Origin of the sequence: Streptomyces sp. DSM 15324 (assembly GCF_001514285.1) — a bacterium.
Lineage (GTDB): Bacteria > Actinomycetota > Actinomycetes > Streptomycetales > Streptomycetaceae > Streptomyces.
On the sequence record NZ_KQ949028.1, the window covers coordinates 235,609 to 251,418 of the forward strand.

Annotated in this window: 10 protein-coding genes and 1 pseudogene; 8 read left to right on the forward strand and 3 right to left on the reverse strand. The window is 72.3% G+C overall.

The genetic code is table 11. The features are described from left to right. Positions 1 to 6: 6 nt before the first annotated feature. The 4 genes and pseudogenes from AQJ58_RS41050 (at position 7) to AQJ58_RS20680 (ending at position 4,816) form a co-directional block, all read left to right on the forward strand. The gene (locus tag AQJ58_RS41050; protein ID WP_420712169.1) at positions 7 to 384 is read left to right on the forward strand and encodes a universal stress protein; all 378 of its coding nucleotides are present in this window, start codon (positions 7 to 9) and stop codon (positions 382 to 384) included. A gap of 85 nt (positions 385 to 469) precedes the next feature. Continuing rightward, a complete protein-coding gene (locus tag AQJ58_RS20670) occupies positions 470 to 2,851 on the forward strand; it encodes a phosphoketolase family protein (protein ID WP_067252173.1) in 2,382 nt (793 codons plus the stop codon). Between the two features lie 298 nt (positions 2,852 to 3,149). Then, complete coding sequence (locus AQJ58_RS20675) at positions 3,150 to 4,220, forward strand: zinc-dependent alcohol dehydrogenase family protein (RefSeq protein ID WP_067252175.1); 1,071 nt, start codon at positions 3,150 to 3,152, stop codon at positions 4,218 to 4,220. A 156-nt stretch (positions 4,221 to 4,376) separates the two neighbouring features. After that, positions 4,377 to 4,816: pseudogene (locus AQJ58_RS20680) on the forward strand (pyridoxamine 5'-phosphate oxidase family protein). Positions 4,817 to 5,061: 245 nt separating this feature from the next. Here the strand turns inward: AQJ58_RS20680 and ppdK are convergent. The 3 genes from ppdK to AQJ58_RS20695 all read right to left on the reverse strand — a co-directional run bounded on the left by ppdK (position 5,062) and on the right by AQJ58_RS20695 (position 10,183). Further along, on the reverse strand, positions 5,062 to 7,746 hold the full coding sequence (gene ppdK / locus AQJ58_RS20685) for a pyruvate, phosphate dikinase (protein ID WP_067252177.1): 2,685 nt from the start codon (positions 7,744 to 7,746) through the stop codon (positions 5,062 to 5,064). Between the two features lie 929 nt (positions 7,747 to 8,675). Continuing rightward, a complete protein-coding gene (locus AQJ58_RS20690; protein WP_067252178.1) occupies positions 8,676 to 9,356 on the reverse strand; it encodes a CBS domain-containing protein in 681 nt (226 codons plus the stop codon). A gap of 122 nt (positions 9,357 to 9,478) precedes the next feature. Further along, positions 9,479 to 10,183 (reverse strand): CBS domain-containing protein, encoded by a 705-nt coding sequence (locus AQJ58_RS20695; protein WP_067252180.1) that lies wholly within the window; start codon positions 10,181 to 10,183, stop codon positions 9,479 to 9,481. A gap of 208 nt (positions 10,184 to 10,391) precedes the next feature. On the opposite strand from AQJ58_RS20695, the gene AQJ58_RS20700 reads away from it, so the two are divergent. The 4 genes from AQJ58_RS20700 (at position 10,392) to AQJ58_RS20715 (ending at position 15,587) form a co-directional block, all read left to right on the forward strand. Further along, on the forward strand, positions 10,392 to 11,288 hold the full coding sequence (locus tag AQJ58_RS20700) for a universal stress protein (RefSeq protein WP_067252182.1): 897 nt from the start codon (positions 10,392 to 10,394) through the stop codon (positions 11,286 to 11,288). Between the two features lie 179 nt (positions 11,289 to 11,467). Then, the gene (locus tag AQJ58_RS20705; RefSeq protein WP_079079080.1) at positions 11,468 to 14,278 is read left to right on the forward strand and encodes a cation-translocating P-type ATPase; all 2,811 of its coding nucleotides are present in this window, start codon (positions 11,468 to 11,470) and stop codon (positions 14,276 to 14,278) included. Next, entirely contained in the window at positions 14,275 to 14,934 is a 660-nt protein-coding gene (locus tag AQJ58_RS20710) for a potassium channel family protein (RefSeq protein ID WP_067252183.1), read from the forward strand. The genes AQJ58_RS20705 and AQJ58_RS20710 overlap by 4 nt, the downstream gene beginning before the upstream one ends. After that, positions 14,931 to 15,587: a potassium channel family protein gene (locus tag AQJ58_RS20715; protein WP_067252185.1), complete on the forward strand. Its 657-nt coding sequence runs from the start codon at positions 14,931 to 14,933 to the stop codon at positions 15,585 to 15,587. Before AQJ58_RS20710 ends, AQJ58_RS20715 begins: the two co-directional genes overlap by 4 nt. Positions 15,588 to 15,810 lie beyond the last annotated feature (223 nt).

Consider the following 15,810-nt stretch of genomic DNA (forward strand, 5'->3'; position numbering starts at 1 on the left):
CCGACGGTGGGGTGCCCGCGACGACTCTGGAATCGGTCCTTCACCCGAGGAGGCAGAAGTCATGCTCCGCACCATCACCGTGGGCATCGACGGCTCGCGCGAGAGCCCCCTGCTCGCCGGCGAACCCGCGCGACTGCACGAGCAGCACGCACCGAGGTCCTGGAGAAGGCGCCCAACCACGCGCCGGCGGACCTGCAGGTGCACGCGCGCACGCTGGAAGGGCCGACCCGAGAGGTTCTCCTGGCCGCCTCGCACGCGGCCGACCCGCTGGCGGTCGGTGCCCGACGCAATCCCGGGCACTTCGGCCTCCGGCTGGGACGGGTCGCCCACGGGGTGCTCCACCACGCCGCCTGCGCCGTAGCGGTCGTACCCGAGCGGACGTGAGAGAAGCGCCCACCCACGTGATCGTGCCCCGTCGCCCGTGACCGCTCCTGCCGCCTCCACCAACCGATGACTTCCGGAGCACCCCATGCCCAAGGTCGAACACCAGGACGCCACCGCTCTCTCCGCCGAGGAACTGCGCACCCTGGATGCCCACTGGCGGGCCGCCAACTACCTGGCCGCCGGGCAGATCTACCTGATGTCCAACCCATTGCTGACCGAGCCCCTGAAGCCGGAGCACATCAAGCCCAGGCTGCTCGGCCACTGGGGTACCTCACCCGGCCTCAACCTCGTGTACACCCACCTCAACCGCGTCATCAAGGCGCGCGGACTCGATGCCCTGTGCGTGTGGGGGCCGGGCCACGGAGGGCCGTCGATCGTGGCCAACTCCTGGCTGGAGGGCAGCTACAGCGAGACCTACCCGGACGTGCCGCGGGACGGCGTGGGCATGGCGCGGCTGTTCCGGCAGTTCTCCTTCCCGGGAGGCGTACCCAGCCATGTGGCCCCGGAGACGCCCGGCTCGATCCACGAGGGCGGTGAGCTCGGCTACTCGCTGGCGCATGCCTACGGCGCCGCCTTCGACCACCCGGACCTGCTGGTCGCCTGCGTCATCGGCGACGGCGAGGCGGAGACCGGACCGCTGGCCGCGTCCTGGCACTCCAACAAGTTCCTCGACCCCGTCCATGACGGTGCCGTCCTGCCGATCCTCCACCTCAACGGCTACAAGATCGCCAATCCGACGGTCCTCTCGCGGCTCCCCGAGTCCGAACTCGACGCCCTGCTGCGCGGCTACGGACACGACCCGATCCACGTCACGGGCGACGACCCCGCCCGGGTCCACCGGGCCATGGCCGCGGCGATGGACGACGCGCTCGACCGTATCGCCGTCATGCAGCGGACCGCCCGCGAGGACGGCGTCACCGAACGCGTCCACTGGCCGATGATCGTGCTGCGCACCCCGAAGGGCTGGACCGGCCCCGCCGAGGTGGACGGCGAACCGGTCGAGGGCACCTGGCGGGCCCACCAGGTGCCGCTGGCCGGCGTCCGCGAGAACCCCGCGCACCTGCGTCAACTGGAGGACTGGCTGCGCTCGTACAAGCCCGAGGAGCTCTTCGGGCCCGACGGTCGCCCGACCGCCGACGTCCTCGACTGCGTCCCCGGCGGTGTCAAGCGGCTCGGCGCCACTGCGTACGCCAACGGCGGCCTCCTCGTGCGCGACCTGCCCATCCCCTCGCTCGACGACTTCGCCGTGTCCGTCGACAAACCGGGCACGACGCTGCACGAGCCCACCCGAGTCCTCGGTGACCTCATTGCCCGGGTGATGCACGACACCGGCGGACGCCGGGACTTCCGCCTGGTCGGCCCCGACGAGACCGCCTCCAACCGGCTCCAGGCCGTCTTCGACGTCAGCGGCAAGGCCTGGCAGGCCCTGCACCTCCCGATCGACGAACACCTCGAGCACCACGGCCGGGTGCTGGAGATCCTCTCCGAGCACACCTGCCAGGGCTGGCTCGAGGGCTACCTGCTCACCGGCCGGCACGGGTTGTTCTCCTGCTACGAGGCGTTCGTGCACATCGTCGACTCCATGGTCAACCAGCACATCAAGTGGCTGAAGACCTCCCGGGAGCTGGCGTGGCGCGCGCCCATCGCCTCCCTCAACTACCTGCTCACCTCCCACGTCTGGCGGCAGGACCACAACGGCTTCTCCCACCAGGACCCCGGTTTCGTCGACCACGTCCTCAACAAGAGCCCCGACGTCGTACGGGTCTACCTGCCGCCGGACGCCAACACCCTGCTGTCGGTGGCGGACCACGCCCTGCGCAGCCGCGACTACGTCAACGTCATCGTGGCCGGGAAACAGCCCTGCTTCGACTGGCTGTCCATGGACCAGGCCCGAGCCCACTGCGCGCGCGGAGCCGGGATCTGGGACTGGGCCGGCACCGAGAACGGCGGCCAGCCGGACGTCGTCCTCGGCTGCGCCGGGGACGTGCCCACCCAGGAGGTACTGGCCGCCGCCCAGCTGCTGCGCAGGCACCTCCCGGACCTCGTCGTCCGCGTGGTCAACGTGGTCGACATGACCCGGCTGCTGCCGCGCGAGGAACACCCGCACGGCATGAGCGACTTCGAGTACGACGGACTGTTCACCACCGACAAACCGGTGATCTTCGCCTACCACGGCTACCCGTGGCTGATCCACCGCCTCGCCTACCGCCGCACCGGACACCGCAATCTGCATGTGCGCGGCTACAAGGAGTCGGGGACGACGACCACACCGTTCGACATGGTCGTCCGCAACGACCTCGACCGCTACCGCCTCGTCATGGACGTCATCGACCGCGTCCCCGGCCTCGCGGTGCGCGCCGCCGCCGTACGCCAGCGGATGGCCGACGCCCGCACCCGTCACCACGCCTGGATCCGCGAGCACGGCACCGACCTGCCCGAGGTCGCCGACTGGACCTGGGACGCCTGACCGCCTCTCCCCTCGAAGGAGTTCACCGCCATGACCGTCCGCGTCGGGATCAACGGCCTCGGCCGCATCGGCCGCACCTATCTGCGCGCCCTGGACCGTGCCGAGGCGGGGCCGACGGGGTGGGTGGAAGGGCCGTTCGGTCCCTGTTCGGGTGGGTCCGGCGGTGCCTTTCGCCCTGACCCACGGGACTGTCGGCAGGCGAGGGAGGAAGGACTGCTCAAGCGGATCGTGCGATTGCCGGACAAGCTGGATGTGAGAGGAGATCCCGTCAGTCGTGCACAGGAGGGTGAGGAGCGTCATGAAGGGCTATGTCTTCCACGGCCCCGGGCAGTCCGCATGGCAGGACGTCCCGGACCCGGCCGTCAAGGAACCCACCGACGCGATCGTGCGGGTCGGAGCCGTCACGATCTGTGGCACGGATCTGCACATCCTCAAGGGCGACGTTCCCGAGGTGCGGCCGGGTACGGTCCTGGGCCACGAGGCGGTCGGCGAGATCGTCGAGGTCGGCAGCGACGTGCGGACCGTCCGTCCGGGTGACCGGGTGCTGGTCTCCTGCATCAGCTCCTGCGGCCGCTGCCGGTTCTGCCGGGACGGCATGTACGGCCAGTGCCGGGGCGGCGGGGGCTGGATCCTCGGTCATCTGATCGACGGCACGCAGGCCGAGTACGTCCGCGTCCCCTATGCCGACCTCTCCGTGCACGCGCTGCCCGGATCCGTGCCGAGCAAGGACGCCGTGCTGCTGGCGGACATCTTCCCGACGTCGTACGAGGTCGGCGTGCTCAACGGCCGCGTACACCCCGGCGACACGGTCGCCGTCGTCGGCGCCGGGCCCATCGGCCTCGCGGCGATCGCCACGGCGCGTCTGTTCTCGCCCGAGCGGGTCGTCGCCGTCGACCTGGCCGCGTCCCGGCTGGAGGCCGCGAAACAGCTCGGCGCGGACGCCGTGGCCGACGCCGCCGAGGACCCCGGGCAACTGATCGCCGACCTCACCGACGGGCTCGGTGCCGACGTGGTCATCGAGGCGGTCGGCGTCCCGGAGAGCTTCGAACTGTGCACCCGCATGGTGCGGCCCGGCGGTCGCGTGGCCAACATCGGCGTCCACGGCCGGCCCGCCACGCTGCACCTCGAGGACCTGTGGATCAAGAACGTGACGATCACCACCGGTCTGGTGGACACCCACTCCACCCCCACCCTGCTGCGCATGGCCGCCGCCGGCCGGCTGCCCACCGCGCAGTTGGTCACCCACACCTTCCCCCTCGATCAGATGGAGCAGGCGTACGACGTCTTCGCCCGGGCCGCCGACACCGGAGCCCTCAAGGTGGTGCTCGGCGGGCAGCCGCACGACGAGGTCGCCGTCCCGGCGGCCTGACGAGGCGGCCGACCGGGCGGACCACCGCGCTCACCGGGCCCGGCAGGGCCGGTCTCGGGCGGTCGGGGAACCGATGGCCCCTGGCCAGGGACACGGGTGGCCGTCGACGATGGGCAGTGCCCGTACGGCGATGTCAGCCGAGGGACGAGAAGGAAGATGGACGCCAACGACGGATTCCGCGAACTCGACCGGCAGGAGTGTCTGCGTCTGCCGGCCGAGGTGCCTGTGGGGCGCATCGTGTACACACGGCGGGCGCTTCCCGCCGTTCTCCCGGTCGACTTCGGCCTGGACTCCGACAGCGCGGTGCTGGTGCGGACCTCCGCCTCCTCCGAACTCGTGAGCGCGGTCGACGGAGCGGTGATCGCTTTCGAGGCCGAGAAGTCGACGCCGCAGCCCAGGCCGGATGGAGCGTCGTGGTCACCGGGGCCGCCACCCTGGTGACCGACCCCGCGGAGCACGCCCGGCTGCTGCGGACCGGGCCCCGTCGCTGGGAGCCGACGCCGCAGCAGGTCTTCGTACGCATCGACCTGGAACTGGTCACAGGACGCGTACTCGTCGGCGGACACACCCTGTACGGCGCACGCCTCCCCTTCTGAACGCCCGTCACCACGCCCTCTCAGGGCATCCGGCATGGGAGGGGTGATGCTCCCGGGCAGCCTCGCTCGTCAGCGGGGTCCGGGAGCAGGTCCCGCCGGTCCCTTCGAAGGGCTGATCGGTCCCGGAATCTCCTCGTCCACGACAGGCGGTCGTACCTCGGCACAGGCACTCGTACCTCGGCGGCAGCACGGGCGGAGAGGCGTGGGTGGGGAACCCACCCGCCCTCACCGAGTCCGCCCCCCTGTCACCCGCTGTCGCTCGTGCCGGTGTCGGGGAGCGCGGCCCGCCCGGCCTCCAGACGGGCGACCGGGACCCTGAACGGCGAGCAGGAGACGTAGTCCAGTCCCGCGGCGTGGAAGAAGTGGACGGAGCCCGGGTCCCCGCCGTGCTCGCCGCAGACGCCGATCTTCAGCTCGGGGCGTGCGGCGCGCCCTTCGTCGACGGCGATGCGGACCAGCCTGCCCACGCCGTCGCGGTCGAGGGTCTCGAACGGCGAGGTGGCGAAGATGCCCTTGTCGAGGTAGGCGGAGAAGAAGGCCGCCTCGACATCGTCGCGGGAGAAGCCCCAGGTGGTCTGGGTGAGGTCGTTGGTGCCGAAGGAGAAGAACTCCGCCTCCTCGGCGATCCGGCCGGCCGTGAGCGCGGCCCGGGGAAGCTCGATCATGGTGCCGACCGGGCAGTGCACGGGCACGCCGGAGTCCTCGGAGACCTCGGCCAGGACGCGTTCCACCTCGGCCCGCTCGATGCGCAGTTCCTCGACCGCGCCGACCAGCGGCACCATGATCTCCGCCCGGGGCCGCCCCCCGGAGCGGGTGCGTTCGACGACCGCCTCGGCGATCGCGCGGACCTGCATGGCGACCAGCCCGGGGACGACGAGGCCCAGCCGCACGCCGCGCAGTCCGAGCATCGGGTTCTCTTCGTGCATGCGGCCCACCGCGTCGAGCAGTTCGGTGTCGTGCGGATCGGGAACGGCGCCCCGGGCCTCGGCGGCGGCGATGCGCACCGCGAGGTCGGTGCGGTCGGGCAGGAACTCGTGCAGGGGCGGGTCGATGAGCCGGATCGTGACCGGCAGACCGTCCATCGCCTCCAGGATGCCGGTGAAGTCCCGCCGCTGGAGTGGCAGCAGAGCGCCCAGCGCCTTCTCGCGCTCGCTTTCGTCACGGGCCAGGATCATCGCCTCGACCAGCTTGCGGCGCTCCCCGAGGAACATGTGCTCGGTGCGGCACAGGCCGACGCCCTGAGCGCCGAACCGCCGCGCGCGGGCCGCGTCCTCGGGGGTGTCGGCGTTCGCCCGGACCTCCAGTCGACGCGTGCCGTCCGCTCGTTCCATGGCGCGGGCCACGGCCTCGACCAGAGCGCCGGACCGCTCACCCGTTTCGAAGTACCGCATCACGGCGGAGTCGGCCGGGGGAGCGGCGCCCAGGTACACGGTGCCCTCGGAGCCGTCGACGGAGACGACCGTGCCCTCCTCGACGACGGTGTCGCCCACGGTGAACCGGCGCGCCCCGGTGTCCACGGTGATCGCCTCGGCGCCGCACACGCAGACCCTGCCCATGCCGCGGGCGACCACGGCCGCGTGGCTGGTCTTGCCGCCGCGGCTGGTCAGCACCGCCTGCGCGGCGATCATCCCGGGCAGATCGTCCGGGGTGGTCTCCTGACGTACGAGGACGACCTTCTCGCCGGCTGCGGCCCGGCGGACCGCCTCGGCCGAGTCGAACACGGCGGCGCCCACCGCGGCGCCCGGCGAGGCCGGCAGCCCGTGCGCGAGCGGCTCGCCGACGGCCGAGGTGTCGAACCGGGGGAACATCAGCCGGGCGAGACCCTCCCCGTCGACGCGGTCCAGCCCCTCGTCCGGGGTGATCAGGCCCTCGTCGGCCAGTTCCGCGGCGATGGCGAACGCGGCTTCGGCGGTGCGCTTGCCGACCCGGGTCTGGAGCATCCACAGCCTGCCGCGCTCGATGGTGAACTCGGTGTCGCACAGATCCCGGTAGTGGGCCTCCAACGTCCTCATGTGCATGAGCAGTTGCTCGTACGACACCGGGTCCAGCTCCGCGAGAGCGGTCAGCGGGACGGTGTTGCGGATGCCCGCGACGACGTCCTCGCCCTGCGCGTTCGCCAGGTAGTCGCCGTACAGGCCGGGCCGCCCGGTGGCCGGGTCCCGGGTGAAGGCGACCCCGCTGCCGGAGTCGGCGCCGAGGTTGCCGAACACCATGATCTGCACGTTCACCGCGGTGCCCAGGTCGTCCGGGATGTGCTCGCGGCGGCGGTAGACGCGGGCGCGCTCGCCGTTCCAGGACTCGAAGACGGCGAGGACCGCCCGGCGCAGCTGTTCGGCCGGGGACTGCGGGAAGTCCTCGCCGGTCTCCCGGCGGATCAGCTCCTTGTACGTCGCCACGAGCCCGGCCAGGTCCGCCGCGTCGAGGCCCAGATCGTTCACCGCGCCCCTTGTCCGCTTGAGATCGGCCATGGCGTGCTCGAAAACCGCGCCGTCTACGCCCATGACCGTGCTGCCGAACATCTGGACGAGTCGGCGGTAGGAGTCCCAGGCGAAGCGATCGTTCCCGGAGACCTTCGCCAGGCCGAGCACGGACTCGTCGTTGAGGCCGATGTCGAGGATGGTCTCCATCATGCCGGGCATCGAGAACCGCGCCCCGGAGCGGACGGACAGCAGCAGCGGATCGTCGGGTTGCCCCAGCCGCCGTCCCGCCGCGTCCTCCAGAGCCGTGAGACGGTCGGAGACCTCCTGGGCCAGCCCCTCCGGCTCGGTGCCGGTGGCGAGGAAGGCCCGGCAGGCCTCGGTGGTCACGGTGAAGCCCGGCGGGACCGGCAGCCCCAGCCGGGTCATCTCGGCCAGATTGGCGCCCTTGCCGCCCAGCAGGCCGGCCAGGTCACGGCCGCCCTCGGTGAAGTCGTACACGTAACGGACCATGACGTCGGTCTCCTCCGTCGGCCTTCTGGCTGGGTACTTCTTCAGCCTCCGCCCGTCGGGACCCGAAGGGGCAGGTGCTGTCGGTCCCCTCCACAGGGCCGGTCGGCCCAGCGGATCCGCACCCCTTTGCCCGAGACATCCCCGGAGAGGTCCCGTCGTGGGGCGCGAGGCACATGCGGCAGGGGCGCACGCCGGGCCTGCCGCCGGGTGGATGCATGCAGACACAACAGGGAGCTTCCACCGCTCCATGAGCCGTACGACGTCCTTGAACGGCGCGTGGCGGTCGTCGGCGACACCGTGCGCGGCGAGGCGGGTGGGCTGAGGGGGCCTGGCGTCGATGCGGTAGGAGAGGTGGTCGACGACGTCCACGACGCCGTCCGGGCGCCGCGTCATACCGACCGCGATCGGAACCCCGCTGCGCCGTGCCGGCTGACCGGTCAGCGTGACCGACCACGCCGTTCTCCACGGCTGCCTCGACGGTGTACGGGGCCGGCCAGAGCGTGTTGAGGAAGACCTCATGCCGCACGTCCCGCCGGATCTCGTCGTCGGTGCGCAAGAGACCTGGAGCAGGTCCCGGCGCGTGACGACGCCGACGAGTGTGCCCGTTTCGTCCACGGCGGGCTTCGCCATCACCCCGTCGGCCGCCCCGGGACGGTTCCCGGCCTCGGTGGGCCGGGCACGGGCGCTGAGCAGACGCCGGCAGCGAGCCCGGACGCCCTCGGGCTGCGGCCTGCGATCCCGGCGCAGTACGAGGTCGGGTCGGAGATCACTCCGACGACCTCGCGGTCGTCGTCGATCACCGGGAGCCCGCTGACGCGGTGCTCCTCGAGCAGACCCGTGGGTGTGCGCGGGCCGCCACGGCCGAACTCACGGAGCCGAGGAGCAGGACCTTCACCTCCGGACGACGCACGGGACTGGACGACAGCGGCTCAGGAACCGTGCGCCCGCCGTCCGCCGGGGTCACTCGACTCACCGGTGAGCTGCGGTTCGACGTCCACGACGCCCTCGACGGCGCGTGCCAGGCGCACGGCGACCGAGATGAGCGAGGAGTCGCCGATGTGTCCGCGCAGGGTGACGACACCCTCGTGCACGTCCACATGGATGGCGTGGCTGAAGCTCGGGAACAGGTACGACACCACCGTGCGGCGCACCTCTTCCTCGATCTCGTCGTCCGGCCGGAGGAAGACCTTGAGCAGATCGGCACGGCTGACGATGCCCTGGAGCATCCCTATGCCGTCGATCACGGGCAGCCGCTTGACATGCCGGACGGCCATGATTCTCGCGGCCTGGGCGAGGGTGGCGTCCGCGTGGACGGTGACGGCGGGGGTGCTCATGAGTTCCTCGGCCCTGGTCGCACCGGCCTTCGCGACATCGACCAGGCGCTGCCGCTGCAGCGTGAGGCTCTGCTCCTCGTCACGGAACTCCTCCTTGGGCAGGAGGTCCGCCTCGGAGACGACACCGATCACGCGTCCCTCGCCCTCCAGCACCGGCACGGCGCTGACCTTCCACTGCTCCATCGTCCGCACGATCTCCTTGAAGGGCGCGTCACGTCCGACGGCCACGACCGTCTGGGTCATCACATCGCTCACGATGTGCGGAGTGCCGGTCATGTCCGACCACCTCGTCTCGGGTTCGTCAGGTCACGTTTCGGTGGCACCCATGTCCAGGCGCAACGGGGGATGGGCGTTCGCAGGAGCGTCACCGCGTTCATGGCGATCAGCTCCAGCCCCGGTCAGGAGGCCAGTCCGGCGCGGTGTGACGTCTCGGGTCCCGGCGGGGCGGACGCGGTGTCGTCCACCCTGTGGTGCAACTCCGCGGCGACGTCGACCACCCCGTCCACGCCCTGGCACAGCCGTACGACGACCGGGACGAGCGAAGCGCGCTCGACGGTGCCCGTCAGCGACACCCGTCCGTCAACGACGCGCACGGTGACCGCACCGGGGGTGACACCGAGGGTGCGTACCAGCACCTCCCCGGAAATCTCCTCCCGGATGGCGCTGTCGCCCCGGAGGAAGACCCGCAGCAGATCGGCCCGGCTGACCAGACCGACGAGTCGGTCGGCCTCGTCGACCACCGGCAGCCGTTTGACGTGGTGCCGCTCCATGACCTGGGCCGCCTCCACCGCCGTCCACTGCGGCCTGGCCGCCACGGCCGGGCTGTTCATCAGCCCTTCGGCGGTGGTGGCCGCCGCCTTGGCGCGGTCGGCGGGCCCAGGGCGCAGGACCGGCAGCAGACCGGCCGGATCCAGCAGGCCCGCCTCCTTGCGCAGCAGATCCGCCTCGGAGACCACGCCCAGGACGCGGTCGTCGTCATCCACGACCGGTACGGCGGTGATGTCGTGCTCGGCGAGCAGCTTGGCGATCTCCTTGAAGCCGGTGTCCCGGCGCACGCCGACGACCGGTGTGGTCATGAGGTCGCTCACCATCCGGTGCCACATGACTTCCGCCTCCTCGTGTCGTGTGCGGTCCCTCCCTCCACTCTCCGCCGGACCCGCGCGAGCCGCATGGGCCGATCGGCCCCAACCGGCCCGACGCCGCGGAGCCGCTGCGCGCTCGTGGAGCCGTGGCGTGGCGGTGTCCGACGGACGGGGTGAGGCTGGAGGGAGAGCGGGCCGAAGCCGATGTCGAGGTCAGAGGGAGGACGACATGGTCGGTGCGGACGGACGTCGGCCGATCGTCGTGGGCGTCGACCCCGACCCCGCGAAGCGGCTCGCGCTGGCCTGGGCCGCCGACGAGGCGGACCGGCGGGGGCTGCCGCTGCGTCTCGTCCACGTCCGGGGGGTGCTGTTCGGCGGATACCGGCAGGGAGAGGCACGGCCGGCCTGGGAGCAGTGGGGCCAGGCGCTGCGCACCGTCGGGGAACGGGCGCTCGACGAGGCGGCCGCCTTCGTCGGGTCCCGGCGTCCGGCGGTGGAGGTGTCGGCCACGCTGGCCGACGGGGAGCCGGCATGGGCTCTGCGGGAGGAGGCACAGGGCGCCGCGATGGTGGTCGTGGGGTCCTGGCATCTGAGTACCCGGCGCGAACTGTTCGGCTCCGCCTCCGTGGCGCTCCCCCTCACCGCCCATGCCCCTTGCCCGGTCGTGGTCGTCCCGGAGCCGGAACACGTCACGCAGCAGCCCGCGTACTTCGTGGTCGGTGTCGACGGCAGCCCGCATTCGACGGCCGCGGTCGATCTCGTGTTCGAGGAGGCGGCCCTGCGCGGCGCGGCCGTCAGGACCCTGTACGTGTGGCACCCACCGCTCCTGGGGGTCCTCGACGAGGGCGCTGCGATCCGGGAGTGCCGTCGGGTGCTGTCCGAGACGGTCGCGGGCCGGACGGCGACGCACCCGGAGGTGGAACTGCACCACGAGGTCGTCCGCGGTCACCCGGTGCGCGTCCTGACGGAAGCCTCGGAGCACGCTCTCGGCCTGGTCGTGGGTACGCGCGGGCGCGGCGGGTTCGCCGGCATGCTGCTGGGTTCGGTGAGCCAGGGAGTGCTGCACCACGCCCGCTGCCCCGTCATCACCGTCCCCACCCGAGGGCCGGACGGCCCGGCCCCCTGACCCGGACGGCCCTGGTGACCCCGGTCGGTCCGGCAACACGATCAGAGGGCGCCGTCGCCTGAACCGCGAGAGGGTGAGACCGCCGCCGGACTCCGGGAGTTGGTGATGGAAGCCTCATGCAAGGCCTTCCGCGTCATCCGTGCGGCGATCCCGTCCCCGTCACCGTACGGACGTGTCTGATGCGCACGAGCGAGGCCCCGCCCGGCGCCGGTGAACGGACGACGACGGCGCCCGACTCCGGCCCGTCGCCGCGGGTGCGAGAACTCGCCGCCGCCGAGGTCTTCTCCGCACTGGACACCACACGCCGTGGCCTCACGCCGGCGCAGGCGGCGGAGAGGCTGGAGGAGCACGGGCCCAACGAACTGCCGCGGACGCGGCGCCGAGCCGTATGGCGGGACCTGGCGGCCCAGTTCACAGACCTCTTCGCGGTGGTCCTGCTGGTCGCCTCGGCGATCACCTTCCTGGCGTACGGACTTCAGGAGCCGCGTGAGGCGGGCACCCTGCAACTGGCGATCGCCATCCTGGCCGTCGTCGTGCTGAACGCGGCCATCGGCTTCGCGCAGGAGTACTCGGCGGAGCGCACGGCGCAGGCCCTGGCGGCGATGGTGCCGCACGCCTGCCGGGTGCTGCGCGGTGGGGAACGGCTGGAGGTGCCCGCCCGCGACCTGGTGCCGGGGGACGTGGTGGTGCTGGAGGCCGGGGACGCCGTGTCGGCGGACTGCCGGGTGGTCGAGGCGCACGAACTGGCGGTCGACAACGCGCCGTTGACCGGTGAGAGCAACCCGGTGGGCCGCACGGCCGAACCGGCGGCGGCCGGGCCCGCGCTGGAGGCCCGCAACTGCGTCTTCATGGGGACCGACGTCGTCGCCGGATCCGGGCGTGCCGTGGTGATCGCCACGGGCGCGTCCACCGAGTTCGGGCGGATCTACCGGCTGGCCGCCGCCGCGCCGCGGCAGAAGACCCCGCTTCAGCTCCAGGTGGCCGTCATGGCCCGCCGGGTGGCGGGGGCGGCCCTGGCGACCGGGGCCCTGATGTTCGTCGTACGGCTGCCCACCGGCGAGTCGGTCCTGCCGGCGTTCGTGTTCGCGCTGGGGGTGATGGTGGCGCTGGTGCCGGAAGGGCTGCCCGCCACCCTGTCGGTGTCCCTGGCGATCGGCGTACGGCGGATGGCGCGCCGGCAGGCCCTGATCAAGCAACTGCTGGCGGTGGAGGCGCTCGGATCGACCACCGTGGTGTGCACCGACAAGACCGGCACGCTCACCCAGGCGGAGATGACCGTCACCCGGGTGTGGGCGGACGGCGTGACGCATGACGTGACGGGCGTGGGCTACGCCCCGGGCGGGGAGGTCGCCGACGCGGCGCCGGTGCGCGAGCCGCTCAGGGTGGCCGGCCTGTGCTGCGACGCCCGGCTGGTGCCGCCGACGGGCCCCGGGGAGCACTGGCGCGTGCTCGGCGACACGACCGAGGGCGCGCTGCTCGTCGTAGCGGCCAAGGCCGGTCTGGACCTGGAGGCGGAGGCGGCCGCGACACCCCGGGTGACGGAGTTCCCCTTCGACTCGGACCGGAAGCTGATGACCACTGTCCACCGCACCGCGACGGGCCACCAGGCATACGTCAAGGGAGCCCCCGGGGAGGTGCTGACGCGCTGCACCGCGAGGAAGCGGGAGGGACGGCAGGAGCCGCTGACGGAGCGGGACTGTGCGGCGGTCGTCGCGGCGGGCGACGCGCTGGCCTCCCAGGGGCTGCGGGTGCTGGCCGTCGCGCGGCGGGAGGTGGACGGGCCCCGCCCCGCGCAGGCGGAGGCCGAGTCCGGGCTGACCCTGCTGGGACTGGTGGGCATGCTGGACCCGCCGCGCCCGGAGGTCACCGACGCGGTCGCCGCATGCCGCCGGGCCGGCATCCGGATCGTCATGGTCACCGGGGATCACCCGCTGACCGGGGAGGCCGTGGCCCGCCGGGTGGGGATCGTACAGGGGCCCGATCCGGTCGTCGTGACGGGTGCCCGGCTCGACGCGATGGACGAAGGCGAGCTCGACGCGCTGCTCGCCGAACCGTCCGAGCTGCTGCTGTGCCGGGTCAGCCCGGAGCACAAGATGCGCGTGGTCACCGCCTTCCAGCGGCGGGGCGAGGTGGTGGCGGTCACCGGGGACGGTGCGAACGACGCCCCCGCGCTCAAGCACGCGGACATCGGTGTGGCGATGGGGGCCGGGGGCACCGACGTGGCCCGCGAGGCGGCCGCGATGGTCCTGCTGGACGACTCCTTCGCCTCCATCGCGGCGGCGGTACGGCTCGGCCGCGCCGTCTACCAGAACATCCGCAAGTTCCTCGTCTATCTCTTCAGCCACAACATCGGCGAACTGGTGCCGATCCTGGCGGCCACCTTCGCGGGATTCCCGCTGGTGCCCATCAGCGCGGTGCAGATCCTCGCCATCGACCTGGGCTCCGACGTACTGCCGGCCCTGGCCCTGGGCGCCGAACCGCCCGAGCCCGATGTCATGGAGCGTCCGCCGCGCTCGCGCCGGGAGCGGCTGTTCTCGGCCGCCGTGCTGGGACGGATCCTGTTCCTCGGCGGCATCCAGGCGGCCTGCGTCACCGCCGTCTTCTTCTGGCACGTCGTCGCCTCGGGGATCCCGTTCGACGACTTCACCAAGGACACGCCCGTCTACCGGGAGGCGATCACCATGGTCCAGGCGGGGATCGTGCTCAGCCAGTTCTTCAACGCGCTCGCCGTACGCACCGAACGGCAGAGCATCCTGAAGGTGGGCCTGCTGTCCAACCCCGCCCTGCTCGCCGCGGGCGGCTTCGGCGTCGCCCTCATGGCCGCGATCAGCTACCTGCCCCCGCTGCAGGCCGTTTTCAACACCGCCCCGCTCGACGCCGCCGACTGGGCCGTCCTGGCCGCACTCGGCACCCTGCCCCTGCTCGCGGACGAGATCCGCAAGGCGTGGCTGCGCCGGCACGACGCGCGCCGGAAAGGAGCCCCACGGTGAAAGTGATCGTCGTCGGCTGCGGACGGGTGGGCGCCGGCCTCGCCGCCCTGCTCGCCTCGGAAGGACACGACGTCGAGGTCGTCGACCGGCGCCCCAAGGCCGCCCGGCGGCTGCCCGACAGCCCCCGCATCCGCTTCCACGAGGGCAACGGCTTCAGTCGCGCCGTCCTTCGGACCGCCGGGATCGAGCACGCGGACGCCTTCGTCGCCGTCACCTCCGGAGACAACAGCAACATCGTCAGCGCACGTACGGCGAAGGACACCTATCGCGTGCCGATCGTCCTCGCCCGCATCTACGACCCACGGCGCGCCGACATCTACCGCGACCTCGGCATCCCCACCATCACCAGCGTCCGCTGGACCGTCCACCAGCTCCACCGGATGCTGCTGCACCGCCACCTCAGCCCCGAACTCGGCTTCGGCAACGGCGAGACCCTGCTCGTCCGCTCGGAGGTGCCCGCCTACCTCGCCGGCCGGCGGCTGTCCGAGTTCGACGTCGACGGCGAGATCCGCGTCGTCGAGGTCACCCGCGCGGGCCGCTCCCTCATCCCCGCGCACGGCACGTCCGCGCAGACGGGCGACCTGGTCACCTTCGCCGTCGCCGCCACCGCGCTCGGCAGGCTGCGCGGCTTCCTCGACAAGGAGCTGGGAACGTGAACGTGCTCATCGCCGGCGCGGGACGGCTCGGCACCCAGATCGCCCAGGTGCTCTGTGCCGCCCGCAACGAGGTCACCCTCATCGACACCGACGACGACCGCCTGGCCGCAATCGAAGGCCGCGTCCCGGTGCGGCTGGTGGCGGGCGACGCCTGCGAACCGGCCCTCCTGGAACACTCCGGCGTCCTGACCGCCGACCTCGTCATCGCCACCACCGGCGACGACGAGGACAACCTCGTCATCAGCCTCCTCGCCAAACGGCAGTTCTCGGTGCCCCGCGTCGCCGCCCGGGTCAACGACGGCGACAACGCCTGGCTCTTCGACCAACGCTGGGGCGTCGACGTCGCCGTCCCCTCCGCCACCCCGCTCATCTCGCTCATCGAGGAGGCCACCGGCGCCACCGACACCGTCGCCCTGCTCCGGCTCAGCAAGGCGGGCGTCGAGGTCATCGAGACCGCCATCACCGAACGGTCCAGGACGGCGGGCCGGGCCCTGGGCGACATCGCGCTGCCCGAGGGCACGGTCGTCGCCACCATCGTCCGCGACGGACAGCCGACCGCGCCGGACCCGGCGGAGCGGCTGCGCCCCGGCGACGAACTCCTCCTCGTCTCCCACACGGCTACGGAGCAGGAGATCGACGCAGCCTTCCAGTGAGCCCTCACCGCTCTGTCCGCTCTGTCGTCCGAGTCGCCCACCGCCGCCGGACACCGTCCTCGTGCCCGGCCTGCTCCCACGCGAGGTCGGCCCGGTCGAGCGCCTCCCGCAGGCGGGGCATCCAGTGGCGCCGCAGGGCGCGGCCCCCGGTGCCGGGTGCTCAGCACCTCCGCGCCCACGAGCTCGGCGGCGGTGCGGGCGCCACGCGCGTGAGCGGCTTCGG

Coding starts and splice junctions, on each gene's coding strand:
- ppdK (WP_067252177.1), bottom strand. CDS start 7,746: ATGGTCCGTTACGTGTACGACTTCACCGAGGGCGGCCGTGACCTGGCC.
- AQJ58_RS20670 (WP_067252173.1), top strand. CDS start 470: ATGCCCAAGGTCGAACACCAGGACGCCACCGCTCTCTCCGCCGAGGAA.
- AQJ58_RS20695 (WP_067252180.1), bottom strand. CDS start 10,183: ATGTGGCACCGGATGGTGAGCGACCTCATGACCACACCGGTCGTCGGC.
- AQJ58_RS20675 (WP_067252175.1), top strand. CDS start 3,150: ATGAAGGGCTATGTCTTCCACGGCCCCGGGCAGTCCGCATGGCAGGAC.
- AQJ58_RS20690 (WP_067252178.1), bottom strand. CDS start 9,356: ATGACCGGCACTCCGCACATCGTGAGCGATGTGATGACCCAGACGGTC.
- AQJ58_RS20700 (WP_067252182.1), top strand. CDS start 10,392: ATGGTCGGTGCGGACGGACGTCGGCCGATCGTCGTGGGCGTCGACCCC.
- AQJ58_RS20705 (WP_079079080.1), top strand. CDS start 11,468: ATGCGCACGAGCGAGGCCCCGCCCGGCGCCGGTGAACGGACGACGACG.